17 protein-coding genes and 1 pseudogene are annotated in these 15,541 nt (G+C 60.1%); 3 read left to right on the top strand and 15 right to left on the bottom strand.

Features of this window, described 5'->3' with window-relative positions; translation table 11 throughout:
* Positions 1-79: 79 nt before the first annotated feature.
* The 3 genes from ACZ5B4_RS05240 to ACZ5B4_RS05230 all read left to right on the top strand — a co-directional run bounded on the left by ACZ5B4_RS05240 (position 80) and on the right by ACZ5B4_RS05230 (position 3,024).
* Positions 80-1,147, top strand: a complete 1,068-nt coding sequence (locus ACZ5B4_RS05240) for an integron integrase (protein WP_464913380.1) — start codon at positions 80-82, stop codon at positions 1,145-1,147.
* 166 nt (positions 1,148-1,313) lie between these two features.
* On the top strand, positions 1,314-2,309 hold the full coding sequence (locus ACZ5B4_RS05235) for a DNA-methyltransferase (RefSeq protein ID WP_464913379.1): 996 nt from the start codon (positions 1,314-1,316) through the stop codon (positions 2,307-2,309).
* A complete protein-coding gene (locus ACZ5B4_RS05230; protein WP_464913378.1) occupies positions 2,299-3,024 on the top strand; it encodes a PaeR7I family type II restriction endonuclease in 726 nt (241 codons plus the stop codon). Before ACZ5B4_RS05235 ends, ACZ5B4_RS05230 begins: the two co-directional genes overlap by 11 nt.
* 60 nt (positions 3,025-3,084) lie before the next feature.
* Here ACZ5B4_RS05230 and ACZ5B4_RS05225 read toward each other — a convergent pair whose 3' ends face one another.
* The 15 genes and pseudogenes from ACZ5B4_RS05225 to ACZ5B4_RS05155 all read right to left on the bottom strand — a co-directional run bounded on the left by ACZ5B4_RS05225 (position 3,085) and on the right by ACZ5B4_RS05155 (position 15,513).
* On the bottom strand, positions 3,085-3,732 hold the full coding sequence (locus tag ACZ5B4_RS05225; RefSeq protein ID WP_464913377.1) for a PD-(D/E)XK nuclease-like domain-containing protein: 648 nt from the start codon (positions 3,730-3,732) through the stop codon (positions 3,085-3,087).
* Positions 3,733-3,910: 178 nt separating this feature from the next.
* A pseudogene (locus ACZ5B4_RS05220) lies at positions 3,911-4,393 on the bottom strand (sigma-70 family RNA polymerase sigma factor); the annotation flags it as partial.
* A 294-nt stretch (positions 4,394-4,687) separates the two neighbouring features.
* Entirely contained in the window at positions 4,688-4,897 is a 210-nt protein-coding gene (locus tag ACZ5B4_RS05215) for a hypothetical protein (RefSeq protein WP_464913376.1), read from the bottom strand.
* A gap of 41 nt (positions 4,898-4,938) precedes the next feature.
* Positions 4,939-5,376, bottom strand: a complete 438-nt coding sequence (locus ACZ5B4_RS05210) for a hypothetical protein (RefSeq protein ID WP_464913375.1) — start codon at positions 5,374-5,376, stop codon at positions 4,939-4,941.
* A 289-nt stretch (positions 5,377-5,665) separates the two neighbouring features.
* On the bottom strand, positions 5,666-6,070 hold the full coding sequence (locus tag ACZ5B4_RS05205) for a hypothetical protein (RefSeq protein ID WP_464913374.1): 405 nt from the start codon (positions 6,068-6,070) through the stop codon (positions 5,666-5,668).
* Positions 6,067-7,650, bottom strand: a complete 1,584-nt coding sequence (locus tag ACZ5B4_RS05200) for a recombinase family protein (RefSeq protein ID WP_464913373.1) — start codon at positions 7,648-7,650, stop codon at positions 6,067-6,069. Before ACZ5B4_RS05200 ends, ACZ5B4_RS05205 begins: the two co-directional genes overlap by 4 nt.
* Entirely contained in the window at positions 7,647-8,135 is a 489-nt protein-coding gene (locus ACZ5B4_RS05195) for a DUF2924 domain-containing protein (RefSeq protein ID WP_464913372.1), read from the bottom strand. Before ACZ5B4_RS05195 ends, ACZ5B4_RS05200 begins: the two co-directional genes overlap by 4 nt.
* A gap of 33 nt (positions 8,136-8,168) precedes the next feature.
* A complete protein-coding gene (locus tag ACZ5B4_RS05190) occupies positions 8,169-8,369 on the bottom strand; it encodes a hypothetical protein (protein ID WP_464913371.1) in 201 nt (66 codons plus the stop codon).
* Between the two features lie 179 nt (positions 8,370-8,548).
* Positions 8,549-9,472, bottom strand: a complete 924-nt coding sequence (locus tag ACZ5B4_RS05185) for a nucleotidyl transferase AbiEii/AbiGii toxin family protein (protein WP_464913370.1) — start codon at positions 9,470-9,472, stop codon at positions 8,549-8,551.
* Entirely contained in the window at positions 9,469-10,071 is a 603-nt protein-coding gene (locus ACZ5B4_RS05180) for a type IV toxin-antitoxin system AbiEi family antitoxin domain-containing protein (RefSeq protein ID WP_464913369.1), read from the bottom strand. Before ACZ5B4_RS05180 ends, ACZ5B4_RS05185 begins: the two co-directional genes overlap by 4 nt.
* 1,022 nt (positions 10,072-11,093) lie before the next feature.
* The gene (locus ACZ5B4_RS05175) at positions 11,094-12,413 is read right to left on the bottom strand and encodes a hypothetical protein (protein WP_464913368.1); all 1,320 of its coding nucleotides are present in this window, start codon (positions 12,411-12,413) and stop codon (positions 11,094-11,096) included.
* Positions 12,389-12,700 (bottom strand): hypothetical protein, encoded by a 312-nt coding sequence (locus ACZ5B4_RS05170; RefSeq protein ID WP_464913367.1) that lies wholly within the window; start codon positions 12,698-12,700, stop codon positions 12,389-12,391. The genes ACZ5B4_RS05175 and ACZ5B4_RS05170 overlap by 25 nt, the downstream gene beginning before the upstream one ends.
* A gap of 152 nt (positions 12,701-12,852) precedes the next feature.
* Positions 12,853-14,025 carry a pentapeptide repeat-containing protein gene (locus ACZ5B4_RS05165; RefSeq protein ID WP_464913366.1) on the bottom strand — a complete coding sequence of 391 codons (1,173 nt, stop codon included), beginning with the start codon at positions 14,023-14,025 and terminating at the stop codon, positions 12,853-12,855.
* Positions 14,026-14,039: 14 nt separating this feature from the next.
* The gene (locus tag ACZ5B4_RS05160; RefSeq protein WP_464913365.1) at positions 14,040-14,171 is read right to left on the bottom strand and encodes a hypothetical protein; all 132 of its coding nucleotides are present in this window, start codon (positions 14,169-14,171) and stop codon (positions 14,040-14,042) included.
* Positions 14,172-14,205: 34 nt separating this feature from the next.
* Positions 14,206-15,513 carry a pentapeptide repeat-containing protein gene (locus ACZ5B4_RS05155; RefSeq protein ID WP_464913364.1) on the bottom strand — a complete coding sequence of 436 codons (1,308 nt, stop codon included), beginning with the start codon at positions 15,511-15,513 and terminating at the stop codon, positions 14,206-14,208.
* Positions 15,514-15,541: the final 28 nt, after the last annotated feature.

Genomic DNA, 15,541 nt, shown 5'->3' with positions numbered 1-15,541 from the left:
ATATCAGCACCGCCGCCATGAACCTTGCCGATCGAACCTCCAAACCGGAAATCGTGGTTGTTTGAGGGGGCGAGCTGTTGTGGGCGCCGTCGCACATCAAGTCCGTTCGCCTTTGGGCCGGTTTCCCGGCCAGGCAACCCCGCGCCTCTATGACCGAATCATCGAGGTGCTGCGGGGCCGGCACTACAGCCGGCGCACCGAGGAGGCGTACCTGCACTGGACTGGGCGGTTCATCCTGTTTCACGACCGCCGGCACCCGCTGCAACTGGCGGAAGGCGACGTCAACCGCTTCCTGACCCATCTGGCTGTGAAGGAACACGTGGCGGCATCTACGCAGAACCAGGCGCTTTCCGCGATTCTTTTTCTCTACGAGCACGTCCTGAAACAACCCTTAGACCGCATCGAAGGCGTCATTCGCGCGCGTCGCCCCAAGCGGCTCCCCGCCGTACTGACGGTTGAGGAAGCGGCTCGGGTCCTGGCGCACCTTCACGGCGACAAGTGGCTGATTGCGATGCTGCTGTACGGTGGGGGACTCCGGCTCTTGGAAGGGCTGCGGCTCCGGGGCAAGGATTTGGACTTCGAGCGAGGCGAGATCACCGTCCGTGAGGGAAAGGGAGACAAAGACCACGTGACGATGTTGCCGCAGGCGGTCATCCCTCCTTTGCAGGAACATCGGGAGCGTGTCCAGGCGATCCACCAACGAGACTTGGCCGACGGCTACGGCCGCGTGGAGCTTCCGCACGCGCCGGCCCGAAAGTACCCGAACGCCAACCGCCGGTGGTGCCGGCAGTACGTGTTCCCGCAAGAGCATCGCTGGGTGAACCAGCGAACCGGCGAGCAAGGGCGACACCACGTTCACGAGTCGCTGGTACGGAAAGCGATCAAGCAGGCCGTCCAAGACGCCGGCTTGACCAAACGCGTAACGAGCCACACGTTTCGGCATGCGTTTGCCACGCACCTGCCGGCTGCCGGGTACGACATCCGCACGGTGCAGGAACTGCTCGGCCACAAGGATGTCCGCACGACGACGACATACACTCACGTCCTGAACCGAGGCGGGCGCGGCGTTCGCGGCCGGGCGGACGCATTGCGCGCAGCCCCGAGGAGCGCCAGGCAGGGGCGGCCTATCACGCCGGAAACCGCGTGACAATGCGGCAACCGATTGATACAATGCGACTTAGAACAATCGGCTGCCTGCGCGCTAGGCCGCAATCCGGCGGCCTACAGGTAATAGGCAGAAACTTCCTGTAAACACGTTAGGCGTCTTGGGAGAGTCCGCGTATAGTATCGGAGTATTTACACAATTAACCTTTATGCCAATGACAGTTGCACATCACCATCAGACTTTTCTCCCTTCATCGGTTGCCCGGCTGGAAAACCCACAAACCGATATACCTCGCATCGCCAAGGACAAGAAGCTTCTAGCAGAAATCGAGGCAGCGGTTCAGCAAATTCCGACCGAGCATGGCCTAATTCAGGGCGATGCTCGCAAGTTGTCGTTTATAGAAGATGAATCCGTTCATCTTGTGGTTACATCGCCACCCTATTGGACGCTAAAGAAATATAGGGATCACGAAGATCAATTAGGAGCCGTTGAAGATTACGAACAATTTCTTCGGGAGCTTGATAAGGTTTGGGAGCACTGCTATCGCGCCTTAGTCCCTGGAGGTCGGTTAATCTGCGTGGTCGGCGATGTTTGTCTCTCTCGTCGAAAGAACGACGGAAGACATACCGTTGTCCCCCTTCACGCGTCGATCCAAGAACATTGCCGTAAAATCGGCTACGACAATCTTGCGCCAATCATTTGGTACAAGATAGCCAATGCAGAACATGAGGCATCCGGAAACGGGGCCGGATTCTTGGGCAAGCCCTATGAACCAAACGCAGTAATAAAAAACGACATCGAATTCATACTTATGGAGCGCAAACCGGGTGGTTATCGCAAACCAACTGTCGCAACTCGGGTGCTCTCGGTAATTTCTGACGAAAACCACAAACAGTGGTTTCAATCAATTTGGTCTGGAGTACCTGGCGCACCCACCCGTAATCATCCGGCACCATACCCTGAAGAACTCGCTGAGCGGCTAATTCGTATGTTCTCTTTTGTCGGGGATACTGTGCTTGACCCGTTCATGGGAACAGGAACTACGACTGTAGCAGCCGCAAAATGGGGTCGTAACTCAATTGGGGTGGAAATTGACCCTTACTATTACGAGATGGCAGTCAAAAGAATCCGGCAAGCAACCGCGTCATTGTTCTCCCATGCCGAAATAAAAACCGACATAAAAAGGAAAGGCAATGGATTATAGCGATCGCGTTGCGAAGGCAGTTCGATATTTTTGGAAGGTAAGAACTCAACAGCACGAAAAACAGGGAGCTACCACCGGAAAAAAAGACGCAGGAAATCGAAGCGCAGTTACGGGTGGAAAGCACCTTGATGGTTTCATCAAGCTATTGACGGAGTTGCTTTCCGAGGCCGGGCTACCGGACACCACGATTCATACTGCCGCAACAACCCTACCCGGCTATTTTCGGCCAACCAAGAATTGGGATTTGGTTGTGGTCGTCGATGGCGTCCTTCTAGCGTCAATTGAGTTCAAGGCGCATATCGGCCCGTCATTTGGCAACAACTTCAATAATCGTGTCGAGGAGGCTTTGGGAAATTCCACTGACCTTCTTACCGCATATCGCGAAGGAAAATTCAAACCGTCGCAACGGCCGTGGCTCGGTTGGTTGATGCTGTTAGAAGAAACCCCGAAATCTACTGTTCCGGTTCGCGTAGATGAGCCACATTTCGAGGTTTTCGAGGAATTCAAGAAAACTTCATATGCGAAGCGATACGAGCTTTTCTGTGAACGTCTAATGCGAGAGCGTTTGTACGATGGAACGTGTCTCATCCTATCCGACAAAACTGGCGGCCTGAAAGGTAAGTTCAAAGAGCCAAACCCGGAATTTAGCTTTACAACGTTTGCGACTTCGTTAAGTGCTCATGCAATGGCCTATGGCAAGTTGCGCAAGAAATAAGACGCCGAACAAGGCGCTCTACCGGACGTGCCAAAAGCGGCGCGCCGGTTAGCTTATTTGTTAGGGCCTTTTGCGCATGAAGGGCGGGGCACAGCGGATCGTGGGCGTTGCGCCGTGGGCGATGGGGCGCCGCCGCGATGGTGTTCCTACGTCGGTGCGGCAGCACGCACCTGCACCCGCACGTTGCGGGTCGTCGCAGGTCTTCAGGTCCACGATCCCCCGGTGTGGGTCGAACCAGTCCATGCGGATCTGGCAGGGCATCCGGCAGTACTCGGCCCGCACTACGCCCTCGGGTGTGCCTTGGCTCAAGAGGTCCCTGGCGAGAACGTGCCCGCGGACCCCTTCGGCCATGCGCTCCACCAGCTCGTGCTGCTGCACCGTGAGCACGGGCTTCCCTTGCGCAGCGGCCCATTCGGAAAACGCCTTGGTGCTGGAGCCGTAGAGCTCGCCTGTTTTGGGGTTGAGGGGACCGCCGACGGCGTATTCGGCCTCGAAGCGCTCACGCCCCTCGAGCACCAGCGTGTGCAGCGCCCGGCCCACCAGAAACGCCGGCCGGTCCTCGTCCTCGACGAGTCCCAGCCTCTTCTTGCGGTACAAGAGCGGGCAGCGGCGGAAGTCGGCCAACTGGTGGCTGGTGAGGTACTCTCGCGCCTTCTCTCGATAAACTGCGTACGACTCGCGGAGGATCGGATCGACGATGGCGCTCATGCAATGGCCTTTGTTTTCGTCCGAGGGAATGTCGTGGAGCGGAACCGCGCGGCCTGGCTCGCTGGCCGTTGGGGCCGCCCGTGAGGTCCGGCACGGAGACGAACCGGCCGGCCGAAGGTCTCTAACGGTGCGGCCCCTACTAGTAGACCTACCGGCTGGCCGGCCGAACTGTCGCAAATCACGCCCAATAATCTCGCAGGCCCGACCGCTCGAGACGCTTGCGGATGTCCCGAAGCAGTCCGTACAGGGCCGCCCGCGACATACCCAGCTCACGGGCGATCGACGCCTTCGACCGGCCGGCCATCAAGCGCTGGCAGATGTCCCGCAGGTGGTCGGGCAGCGGCTGGAGCACGGTGGCGACATCCTGGACCAGCTCGGAGGTCTCTTGGCCGGACCGCGGCCAGTGGCCGGTCCGTTTACCCGGCTGGGTGTCGGGGAGGGTTTCGCCAAACTCCGTGCGGCTGCCCTCCCCGTCCTGGATCGGACGGTCGAGCGATCCCTCTTCGCGCTCGGGCGAGCGCATCTCGGCCTGCCGGCGCTCCAGGATCGTAGCCAGGCAGTTCTCGCACACCACGACTACGAAGGCCTCCCAGGTTCCGGAGCGGGGGTCGAAGTGCTTGCGACGCTCGAGCAGGTCGAGGACGAACTCCTGAATCAGGTCCTCGCTCGCGGTCCGCCTCGGTCAACCCGGCCCGGCCGATGAGCTGGCGGGCCTTGCTGCGAATGAAACGGATGGTGAATTGGTCGAAGCAATCGAGATTGTGCTTGGTAGCCATTGGCAACTCCTTCTCGGACCGCCGAGAAGGGCGTGCAGGCCGTCGCCGAGCTTCGGGCAAGAAAGCGGCACGAGCGGAAACGTGCGTGGATCGCCACTTGTTTGGCGACTCCCACAACGCCTCCGCTCGTGCGGTCGGTCGGTTGTCCGGAATCGAACGTGGTTACGAAGAGGAAACCGTTACACCTGCTCGTGGATTTCCAAGACCACCGGCAAGCCGTCGTGGACCTTGATAACCTCGATCACGCCTGTGCCGATGGCCGCCAGTGCCTCGACCAGCGCGATCTGCTCGCGCTTCAAAGAGTATTGGGCCCCGGCGGGTTCGGGGCGCGAGGGCCCGACCTCGGCAAGCCGGACCGCGCGGACGCCCCGCGGGGACGGGGCGAACATGGCCTGGCGATTGCGAACCGTAAGGCCCTTGATGGCGCAAGCTACTCTATCCCCCCGCCCCCGTGCGCGGGGGCAATACCCAGATGGTTGCGAATACTATCCGCTTTACCCCAGAGCTCATTCACGCAAAGGTCTTTTTCCCAAATACGAATCCGCCAGTCCCCCGCAATGTGGCAACACCTGTTGCACGAAGCCCCGATGATAGCGAGAAGCAGCGCATAGACCATCGCAACCGGGATGCAGAAATGAGGCCCATTTTCACCATAGAACACGTCTTCGGTGAATACCACGTTTTCCGGCAGCGATCCTTCATGCAGAAGCGTACAGCGAAGCGTCTGATAGATTATTCGTTCGAGTTCCATTACCTGCGTTGAAGATTGCGGCGACGCAGGGGACCTGATTCGCAGAGTCGATCCTGGAGCTGCCAGGATCGCCCCCCCGAAGCCAATACGCGTGATAATATCGAGGTTCTTTCTCACGAAAGCCTCGCATCGTTTTCCAGTGTCCCTATTTGTCGCCAGGGGCGGAAACTCCCGTCGCGCCGTTGCGTCCAAGGCGATGCAAACGGCGATCATTGCGGATTCGTAATCCTTCTCATTGAGGTGCCGAAGGCTCTCGGCCACACGGCTCGCTATCGACATTTTTCTGCACCCCGAAATCGCGGGAAAAGCCACCCAACTCCCATAGCCGGCCTTGGGCTGCTTGGGCGAGCAAGTGATTCTCCCTGGTAAATCCGTGCGGGTCAACGTGGTGGACGCGAGAGAATCGTTAACCCTTCTGTTGTGCCCGCCACCGCAGCCGCTGGCGCTGCCAATCCGGCTCGGCGGCGATCACCAGCAACTCGCGCAGCACCAACGGGTCGCGGCCGCGCTCCACAGGGGACAGAAACAGCAACTCCTCCTGGATATCCGGGGCCAGGTTGAGCAGGTTCATGATCTGGGTGACCCTCGCCCGGGTGACGTGCCCCAGCCGGGCCAGCTCGGCCTGGTCTGCCACCTGGCCACGGCGCACGAGCCCGTCGAAGCGGATCGCCAAGGCCATCAGCCGCGCGACGCGCGGCACGCGGCCGCAGGGTGCCGCCGCGGCTGGGTTCTCGCCCAAGCGGATTTGCCTGCGGCCTCTGGAACCGCGGCGGAGGTGGACTCTGGCACGCAGCGTGATGCCCTCGCTCATGCAGCGTCTCCTTCTGATTGGCGCTCTGCCAGCGTCTTGATGCCGGTGGGGTGAAGCGTGATGGAGATCAGTCCTTCGCGACCGTCGTAGTCGATCCGCTCGATCAACAGACGGAGGAGCCGAGCCTGCTCATGCGGACTGAGCGACTCCCAGACCGAATCGAACTCGGCCAACGCCCGGGCGACCTCGGCCGGATCGATCGTGCCACGCCGCAGCCGCTCGGCCTGGTCGTGGACCTCGACCAGCCGCCGCTGGGCCGCCGCGATCCGCTCCTGAAGGTCGGCCAGTCGCGCTGTGGTCCTTTCGATGTCCGACTCAGTGCTGGGCTCGGTGACGATCCGGTGCAACTGGAGGTCATACTCTCCAAGCTCGCGCCGGAGCCGTGCTTCTTCGGCGGCCAACTCCTCCGTCCCTCGCGAGGCTTGGGCTTGGAGCTGCCGAACCGTCGCCGCCACCAGGGCGGGATCGCGGCCGATGCACTTGATCTGTTCGATGACGAACTGCTCAATCTGGCCCGCGGGGATCGACCCGGTCGGGCAGGTATGCCGCCCGCGCTTCTGGGCCGCGCTGCAGACGTAGTACCGATACCGCTTGCTGCCGTTGCGCGAGGTATGCGTGTGGACCATCGTGCAGCCGCAGGCCGCGCAGTGCAGCAGTCCCTTGAGCAGGGCCCCGAACTTGTTCCGGACCCACGTCCCGCCCGTCCGGCCGTTTCTCGCCAAGAGGGCCTGGATGCGCTGCCACAGATCGGCGTCCACGATGGCGTCGTGCTGGCCGTCGTGGATTTCGTCCTTGTACCGGACCTTGCCGAGGTACGTGACGTTGGTGAGCAGGTGCCACAGGCTGTTCTTGTCGAATGCCCTGCCGCCACACTCGAAGCCCTTGCGCGTGGTCCATCGCTTGTTCCGCCAGCCGCGGCGACGCAGCTCCTCGACGACCGGGATCAGCCCTCCGTAGTCGAGGTACAACTGGAAGATGGCCCGCACCTGGGCCGCCTCTTCCGGGTTGACCAAGAGCCGCGATCCCTGGGGGGCCAAGTCGTAGCCGAGGATCGGCCGGCCGCCGCACCAGCGGCCCTTGCGGCGCGTGGCGGCGATCTTGTCCCGAGTGCGCTCGGAGATGATCTCCCGCTCGAACTGGGCGAAGGACAGGAGCACGTTGAGGACCAGCCGGCCCATCGACGTGGCCGTGTTGAACTGCTGCGTGACCGAGACGAACGACACGCCCTTGCGCTCGAACGTCTCCATCATCCGGGCGAAGTCCAGGAGGCTGCGGCTCAGGCGGTCCACCTTGTAGACCACGACGCAATCGACGCGGCCCGCCTCGATGTCGTAAAGCAGGCGCTGCAAGGCCGGACGGTCCATGTTGCCGCCGGTGAATCCGCCGTCGTCGTAGCGCTCCGGAAGCACGGTCCAGCCTTCGCCGGCCTGGCTGCGGATGAAGGCCTCGGCCGCCTCGCGCTGGGCATCCAGCGAGTTGAACTCCTGGTCCAGGCCCTCGTCGGTACTCTTGCGCGTGTAGATGGCGCAGCGGATGACCGGCGGGGTGCGGGAGGAGCCGTTGTTGCCGTTGCGTCTCATCGGTCGCCCCTCTTTCCGCCCAGTCGGAAGAACAGATAACCGTTGATGTGACTCCCGGTGATCGCCTTGGCTACGGCCGAGAGCGACTTGTAGACCTCCCCTTCATACTCGAATCCCTGGGGCAGCACCTTGACCTGGAGCGTCTCGCCCTTGTAGGGCCGGGTGAGGATGCTGCCGGGCGGCGGGAGCCGCGAGCTGCGGTTCGCCAGGGCCTGAGCCGCCTGCGTCTGGGGCACCGCGGCAGGCGCCCGAGGCGGCCGCAGGCGGAGGTCGGCGTCGTTGGCCAGTTCCTCGGCCCGGCGCCGGGCACGCTCCGAAAGGTCGCCCTCGGCCAAGGCCTGCATCCGCCAAAGGATGCGCTTGATGAGCCACTGTTTGTGCCGGCTGCGGGTGGGCTCGCCGAACACCTCGGCGTAGCGCAAGCGCAGCTCGCCCACCGACATGCGCCGCAACGCGGCCAACTCCTTCTCGACGTTCAGATGCATGTTCTCGGCTCCTGGTACGGGTCTGGGAAACCGTCAACCGACACGCACACTGAGCCTCGTTTTCGCGGGAACCTCAAGGCCCTCGGCCAACGTTTTTCGATCGCGTTCGGGGCATGCGTTGGTGGGCAAGACGGCCCGGCTTTCCAGCCGGAGCAGCCCGGTGGCGAGCACGGCCGCGATCTTGTCCAACCGATCCTCCGGCCAGCAGCGCGCAGCCTGAGCGCAGTCGAACATGGGAGCACTCCAGAAGAAGACGATGCCCGCGGTGGCCGCTCCCGGCGGGCGACGCTCACGGAAAGGCTGGTCGCGCGGCCCTATGCTGTTAACCTACCGGACGGCGGCTTGAGGTGTCGCAATTGGTCATCGAATCTCGATGGCGACCATCGCACCCGCCCCCGAGGCCTACCGTCTCGTCATCTCGACGAAGGCGTCTTGGGCATCCACGGTCCACCGGGCGTCCAATTCGCTGCGAATGCCCGGTTCGACGCGATGGCAGCCGCAACCGGATGAAGAAATTGGCGGACGCACTCCACCACGTCGTAGAACTCCTCTGGAGCTTCTTGCAGGAGAGAGCGACGAACGAAGGCCTTCCACTGCACCGCTTTCGAGGGATTGCGGGCGAACTCACTTGAGAACCCGACAGGCGCCGCTTCGATGGGCGTTTGCCGCCGTGCGAAGGTGGCCCGAATGGCATTGCCCAAATCATCGCCGTCAAACGGAAAAACGGACGCCAGCAGCCAGATGTCGAAGAAGTCTTTCATCCGGCTGTTCAGTTGGCCCAGTTTGACGATGGCCTCGAACTTTTCAGCGATCGTCGTTTCCCGGTTGTAGGCAAGAAGATCGGCTGGCGGCTGATCGAGAATCGTCGGATAGGTTACCCGGCATGGCGAGGGGGTGACCACGTCGCTGAATCCGATGTCGACCTGCATAGTGACCCGAGCGTTTCCCAAACCGCCCAGGAACTTGGCACGCACGCCCTCGTAGTCTGCATCCTCGGTGATCCGCTCGGTGGTCACGCTGCGGGGGTCGAACAGGAGTCCATCGTCATCCACGCGCGTTTGACAAATCTCTGCGATGACCGAGCGAACGTGGTCAAGGTCGTTGGCGATCCGACCGAGCAGGTCGATGTCACGGGTTGGCCGGGTTGTCGGAGTATCCCAAGCCATGAGCAACAAGGCGCCCTTCAAGACGAAGCGGTCCGCGTAGGCGGAGCGGGAAAGCCGGAACAGCCAACGCTCCAAGGCGTAAAGCTGAAGCAAATCGTTGAAGCGACGATGGCCTTGCTTGGCGGCGTTCAGCAAACGCTGATGCACGGAGGCGGCAACCTTCCTGGTCATGCAAGCGCCTCCAACACGGGGTGCATTAGCTTCTCCACGCGACAGATTCGCGCGTACTCCAAGACCTTATCAAGTCGTGCATCACGCCGTGCCCGGTACGCGCGAAGCGCCTCCAGCGCGACATCTACCCCGATCTTGTTGCGAAACTTGAAGCAGTCGGCCAGGGTTTTCTCGGGACTGTAAATGCGCACCGCAACACCATCCATCACCTGCGTCTCGATTCCCGCTTCGAATGCCTGCCCAGAGAACCGGAAAACACGCAGTGGCGGATAATTGAGAGCGGGGCGCCGGGCCGTGCGGGGAAGGGCCAAGTCAACGATGTGAGGAATCTGCGTCGTCAGGCCATGGTGAGCCAAAGCCGAGATCAAACAGATGACGCCCTGCGGGACTCGCTTGGCTACGGTGGCCAAGTCGGGGTCGGTTGGGGGCGGAAGCTCCACCAGCCGATACAACCCCCGGGCGAGTCTCTCCAACTCGCCGGTGCGATGCATCGCATACAGAGTGCGCGGATGGACGCCGGCGGCCAGCGCCTCTTTGGTCCTGAGTACGCCGCCGCGTTGACGAAAAAGCTGGCGGGCTTTGGCAATTCCAGAAGCCATCGTGATTGCCTCCCTCAAGAGCGGATAAAAACGCAAACAGATTCTAATAAGTGTATGCGTTTTTATCCATAGGAACCGCTCGGGGGCGATTCCCCACGCGACCTCCGAACCGACACAGCCTGCCAAGCGGCTGCAAGACCTACCGGCAATCTTCTGCCACAGACGGTGGTCATCGTCGCGCGCGACCTGCGCGGGCTGTTAACCCGCTGGGGTTGTTTAGCAGAGAGTCCGAGAGTTCGAGGCCGAAGGTTCGGGCTGCGATGGCAACCCTGTAGGGTTGACATCGACCCCCGAATAGTCTCTCTCGAAACCGAGAGTCCACGGCCGGCGTGCGAAGCGACGCAAATCCTTGCAGAAATGGCGATTAAAGCGAAACGACCGCAACCCCTCAATCCGGGGCACGGGCGTCAACTGGCCGGTCGGCGGTTTGCTAGAAAATGAAGAAGCTCCGCGAAGGCAACTCTCCTCGTAAATACTCTCTTCTTGGCCGATTTCGCAACTGCTTATACGGGAAGGACTTGCCGAGTTCGAGACGTGTTCGGTGCGGGTCCAGTCGTTCCAAACTGTCTTGAACTTTTGGTCGTAGCTTTTACCGCCAAAGAGGGGGCATGGTTGTTAACGCGGGAGCGCACTATTCGAACCGGCGCAAAGTTGTCCGGGCGGTTTTCAACTCGCGCGAGCGAAGGGGGTGGGAGACCATTGGAGCACAGTGCACAATCCGGATTCCCGGTCAACCCTCGCATGGGACCGCAAGGTGCGCTCCGGAACCCCTCGCGGGCAGAATTTCGCCGCTAAGGGGCCCCCGCGCGGCAGGTCGGCCTTTGCAGCACCCCAGGAAAAGAAGGCCTCGCCGCGACTTCGCGTCCCGCCTTGCCGTTTGCGCTACCGCCTTGCCTCTTTCCTGGAACCGATCGCAGGTCAGCGTCTTCGACATCCGCCCCGAACGGGCCACCACAACGCAAGCAAGCAGTCGCCCAGGCGCGGCTCGACGGTCCACCGGCGGTCTGATGCTGTTGAGCCGGCTACTCGTTTTGCCTTTCCAATGACTTCTGCCGTTTTTCTCGTTGCTCCAGTCCCGAGCGGATCGCCGCTTTCACGCCATCGGACCATGGCCCCGATTCGGCCTGCTCTTTCAACCAGGCCAACCCGGCTTCCGAGATGGGAGCTTCGGCGATCGCAATTCGTAATTCCCTGGCGGACTCGATCAACTGCGGCAAGAACCGCTCATCCCCATCCTCCCAACGAGTAGCCAGCCACATGGCAATTGAGCTCTCAGCGAGCATCGCAGGATCCGGTCGCGGTCTCGGCCCGTAATACGCTTGGGTAACGGCTGTCAACCTCATCAGTCGGATTTGCAGATAGCGCTCGCGCCTGCGGTCCTCCAGCGACTCAATAAACTCAAGTTCCTTGGCCCAGAGTTGCTGGATCAGATCAACGGCCAGCCATCTGCCAGCCTCGTTCGTCGCAATGTAACCTTCGTTGTTAATCAGTCGGCTTGGCGATATCTGATGGTCCGCGGACCAGAGGCGTCGCATCATATCCCACTCTGTGATTCTTAGCGGATATGAAGACGGCACGGCGGCGCCGCTAATCGCCTTTCGAAAGGCCGATCTAAGGCCCGCCCGGCCCTCATAGTGGAGCAGCAGTTGCCACGCCAGCATCGGGAACCAGTCCCTGAGATCGCCTTCGTATTGCGTCGATGCCAATTTGCGCAGCAAATCCCGTGCCCGCTGATCCTGGTAGGTGTGAATGGCTAGGAATGCAATCTCCATGACTTGGTGGGGACTCGGCCTCCAGCCCGAACGGCACGCCGTTTTCACGAATAATGCGCCAGCCTCCCTTCCGTTGACTCCGACAACAGGTTGCAATCGAAATATCGGAGCGAACGATTTCCACTCGCTCTCCGGAGCACTGTTGTAGACAGTCACGCAACTCAGAGCGAAAATCACCATATCCATAAGCCCATCACAGCGTTGTAGCGCGACCCGCCTCTCAAGCAGCGTTTCCAGAAACTCCCGTTGACAGCCGGCATCGTAGGCTTTTTCGGTCAACGCAAGTGCACGCTCCGCATCCCAGAGAATTCGTTCCGTCCGCAACCGCTCCAACTCCGACTCGAGATCACGTGCTTTCGCTACGGCCGGAGAGACCTTCGTCTCTCCCACACTATGTGTCCCGCCGCTGCCCTTAGCCAAAACACCCGTCCCGCCGCAACGCGCGATAATCGGGACCGCGGACCCTGTGGCCAGGATAAGGCCAAGCATCATCGTAACCGGGCCGCTGCCAAATCGTATCATGGCAACACCTCGTGAACTCATGGTCACAACGATCGCCACCACGGACACGCCGGGAATCTCGCGTAGCACGTTCGTGCCGCAGTGAATCGAGCCCTCGCCGTTGTGATAGGTGCGTTCCTCGCATGATCGAACGTTCGTAAACCCAGCCACACCAGCAGGCGCGTGAACGTAGTCATGGAACCAGTCTTGGCTAACGGTCGGGCCATGGACGTGTGCGAAAAACAACCAATCACGTCCACCAGCGAGTTTACCACGTTATTAGCGAACGCCAACTCGCCGGGATTCTGCGGATCGACTCGCCCGGAATTCCAAAACAGTACCGGCATCTCGATCATGTTGGGGCTGGGCCTCGTGCGGAAAGTGACCGTTTGGTCGGCTTCGGTGGTCAATCCTGCGTGCCACCAGTCGCGTAGTACATAGAGGACACGGCTGGAGACGCTGTTTACATGTATTCTGCTACCATGGAATACAAGGTGGCGTCTTTCTTCTACTCCTTTCGGCGCAATTGTTCCAAGACACGCTGCTCGTCGGCAAGGTCCACGAACTTCGCATGAGGATGCGCGCCAAAAATGGCAGCCGTAGCCCTACCGCGAAAGGTCTTGCTCTCTTGAAGTTGTGCGATCGTAAGCCCGGTGGCACCGACAAGCTTCAGGCCCACAATGTTCGCGTCGGTGAATTTCGCCCCCTTGAGCAACGAACCGCTTAAGTCGGCATCCTCCATGTTCATCCCGGAGAAGTCCCAGCCCTCGAGCTTCATGTTCCTCAGGTGCATCCCACGAAGGTCTTTGCGTTTCCAATTTGCGGTCTGGTGAAGTTGTGCTTCCGCGAGAAGGCACCCGTCGAAGCCAATGAACCCCGACGTCACCGTCTCATAATAGAGAAGCGGCGACCGGTCGGAGCAACCCGGGTCGAAACGAAACACGCCCCCCACAGTATCCGCAGGATACAAGAAGTAAGCATCGTGAAAGCGAGCCTCCGTGAGATTGCAGCCGGAGAAATACGCCAGGTTACATCGTGAGAAATCCCAGCCCCTAAAATCGTCTTTCAGCTGTCCCTTTGCTGGATTCGACGAACCAGCGAACAGGAGTTCGGAATAATCACGACGCTGACCATTCTTGGTGGTCCGAAGCTGATGTTCTGAAACATAACAGGAATAGATCACCATGCGGCGGAGTGTGGCGTCTGTAAAGTCGCAACCTCGCACGTCACCCAAATTGCAGGCCTCAAGGGTCATGCCCCGAAAGCTCAGGCCTCGCATATCTCCCCGGAGTATCCGTATTCCAAAGAGGCGCCCCTCGCGATAGTTTCTGGTCTGTTGTAGCATTTCCCCTGAGGCGCCAATGATGTAACTGCCCTCAATGTCAGCGTTAGTGAAATCATTCATCGCCGCCCAGCTCGACCAATCCATCTGACAGAGGCGCAGGCTCGTACTGCGAAACGAGCAGGCGCGAAAGTCGGTTTCGAGCAGCGAGCTGCCATCCAGCGTACACCCTTCGAAATTGGCGCCGTACAAACCCTTCAGTTCGAAATGGATAGTCGCACAGCGGAGGTCCCGGCCGCCGAAGTTGATCTTGGACGCATCCCTCTCGTACTCGCCCCGGGAGGTGTTCATGATCCAGGGGAGACTGTTGATCTGGGCTTCAAGGTCTTCGTTGCCCACGCCAAGTTTGAGCGTTAGGGGTAACTCGGATGGTCAGCCTGGCCGATGCCCGCGAATACGCCCACGCAAAGCCATACAATCGCAATGATGTGTTTGACGCACATCACCGTGCCTCCGTCGAAGCTGCGATTCGCCATTAAAGACATAAAAGGTTCCTGACACGTTTTTCGGTCGCCATTGCTAGCGCTGCCACGGAGGGAGGCCCAACTCAATCCTAAGTTCGTCGGGAATCCGCACGCCGGCCATCCGGCCATTCTTGTAGTTCCACGTTGATTTGATCTGTTCGGCCGTCAGGCCGTGCCAATTGTTAGTGAGATCTGCACCAGTAATCACCGCATCCGTGAAGACCGCGCCCGTAAAAGGGCCCCAGAGAACGCATCCTGTCAAGTTCTGCCGAGAGAAATCGAATTCCACGAACGGAGTTGGCGCGCCTCTTACCCAAGGAACGTGAAGGCCGGCAAGATTTCCTTCTTTGTAGCTTCGGGTCGAATAAAGCTGCTCCTTGGTGACGTTCGTTATCGTCGTGTGGTCGATGACGGCATCGGTAAGCTTCACGTTCACGGCGCTAAACGACATACCCCGGAGGGTTTCCTTCGAGAAATCCCAGCCGTGCGCGATCTCGCCCAGCGAGAGGTGGCAGTACTCCCAGGAAAACCCGTGATTACCCGACCACCATTCCGCGTTCTTGGTCGAAAGGATCTGCTGCTTGGTGATCTTCGCGCGCAACACTGCTCCGGTGATATCGGCATCCGTGAAATCACAGCGAGTACAATCGCCGACAATGATGGCATTGCGCAGGTCAAATCCACGAAAATCGACAGACTCGTTCCACGGACGCGCTGCGCTATCGAAGAGATAAACCTCGCAATCACTCAAATCCTTGTGCCGGAAGTTCCATGTGGAGCGAAGCTGGGGGAAAGTGAGGCAGGACGCGCCACCCCGGCTGTACTCGTTGCCGCGCGAGGGAATTAGTCCGCTGCCGTAATCAGGCGGCCGATACCACTGACAACGCACAGCCGAAACGCCCGTAATCACGGCGTTAGTGAGGTCCGCATTCTCGGGAATACTGGAACTTGCGAAGAATGCCCACTTCAAATTGGCGTTCCTGAACGAGACGCCCGATAACCTGACGTTGTCATAAAAGACGGCCTCTTCCAGATTGGCGTCAGTGAAGTTCGCACCTTCCAGGTCCGTTCCATCGAAAATCACTCGCCGCAAGTCGCAACGCGTGAAGTTCGCGCCTGCTAAATGCGTATTCAGGTCAAACCTACTTCCACGGAAGTCCATCCCAGAGTAATCGGCCCCTGCCTTCAGTTCGAGATTCCTCGGAACGTAAGGGCCGAGTCGCGTTTCGGGCACGATCTGTCCTTGCGCAAATGCGTATTCCTCGAATGCGGGAAGCAGCAATGCCATCGGCGTCAGAGCCTCAACAATCGCTTGAACGCACCGCCAGACAAAGTGATTGTGCCGCACTACCGCTCTGCTCATAGGTCGCATGGTCATCTCCTTCGCACCG

This window comes from Thermogutta hypogea, assembly GCF_055386265.1.
Note: the sequence above shows the minus strand (reverse complement) of the source record. Positions and strands in the feature narration are given on the sequence as shown.

Excerpts from the sequence above, each read along its gene's own strand:
- ACZ5B4_RS05195 (WP_464913372.1), bottom strand. The coding sequence starts at position 8,135 with ATGCATCTGAACGTCGAGAAGGAGTTGGCCGCGTTGCGGCGCATGTCG.
- ACZ5B4_RS05235 (WP_464913379.1), top strand. The coding sequence starts at position 1,314 with ATGCCAATGACAGTTGCACATCACCATCAGACTTTTCTCCCTTCATCG.
- ACZ5B4_RS05230 (WP_464913378.1), top strand. The coding sequence starts at position 2,299 with ATGGATTATAGCGATCGCGTTGCGAAGGCAGTTCGATATTTTTGGAAG.
- ACZ5B4_RS05170 (WP_464913367.1), bottom strand. The coding sequence starts at position 12,700 with ATGATCGAGATGCCGGTACTGTTTTGGAATTCCGGGCGAGTCGATCCG.
- ACZ5B4_RS05205 (WP_464913374.1), bottom strand. The coding sequence starts at position 6,070 with ATGAGCGAGGGCATCACGCTGCGTGCCAGAGTCCACCTCCGCCGCGGT.
- ACZ5B4_RS05155 (WP_464913364.1), bottom strand. The coding sequence starts at position 15,513 with ATGAGCAGAGCGGTAGTGCGGCACAATCACTTTGTCTGGCGGTGCGTT.
- ACZ5B4_RS05215 (WP_464913376.1), bottom strand. The coding sequence starts at position 4,897 with ATGTTCGCCCCGTCCCCGCGGGGCGTCCGCGCGGTCCGGCTTGCCGAG.
- ACZ5B4_RS05200 (WP_464913373.1), bottom strand. The coding sequence starts at position 7,650 with ATGAGACGCAACGGCAACAACGGCTCCTCCCGCACCCCGCCGGTCATC.
- ACZ5B4_RS05190 (WP_464913371.1), bottom strand. The coding sequence starts at position 8,369 with ATGTTCGACTGCGCTCAGGCTGCGCGCTGCTGGCCGGAGGATCGGTTG.
- ACZ5B4_RS05225 (WP_464913377.1), bottom strand. The coding sequence starts at position 3,732 with ATGAGCGCCATCGTCGATCCGATCCTCCGCGAGTCGTACGCAGTTTAT.
- ACZ5B4_RS05185 (WP_464913370.1), bottom strand. The coding sequence starts at position 9,472 with ATGACCAGGAAGGTTGCCGCCTCCGTGCATCAGCGTTTGCTGAACGCC.
- ACZ5B4_RS05180 (WP_464913369.1), bottom strand. The coding sequence starts at position 10,071 with ATGGCTTCTGGAATTGCCAAAGCCCGCCAGCTTTTTCGTCAACGCGGC.
- ACZ5B4_RS05160 (WP_464913365.1), bottom strand. The coding sequence starts at position 14,171 with ATGTCTTTAATGGCGAATCGCAGCTTCGACGGAGGCACGGTGATGTGC.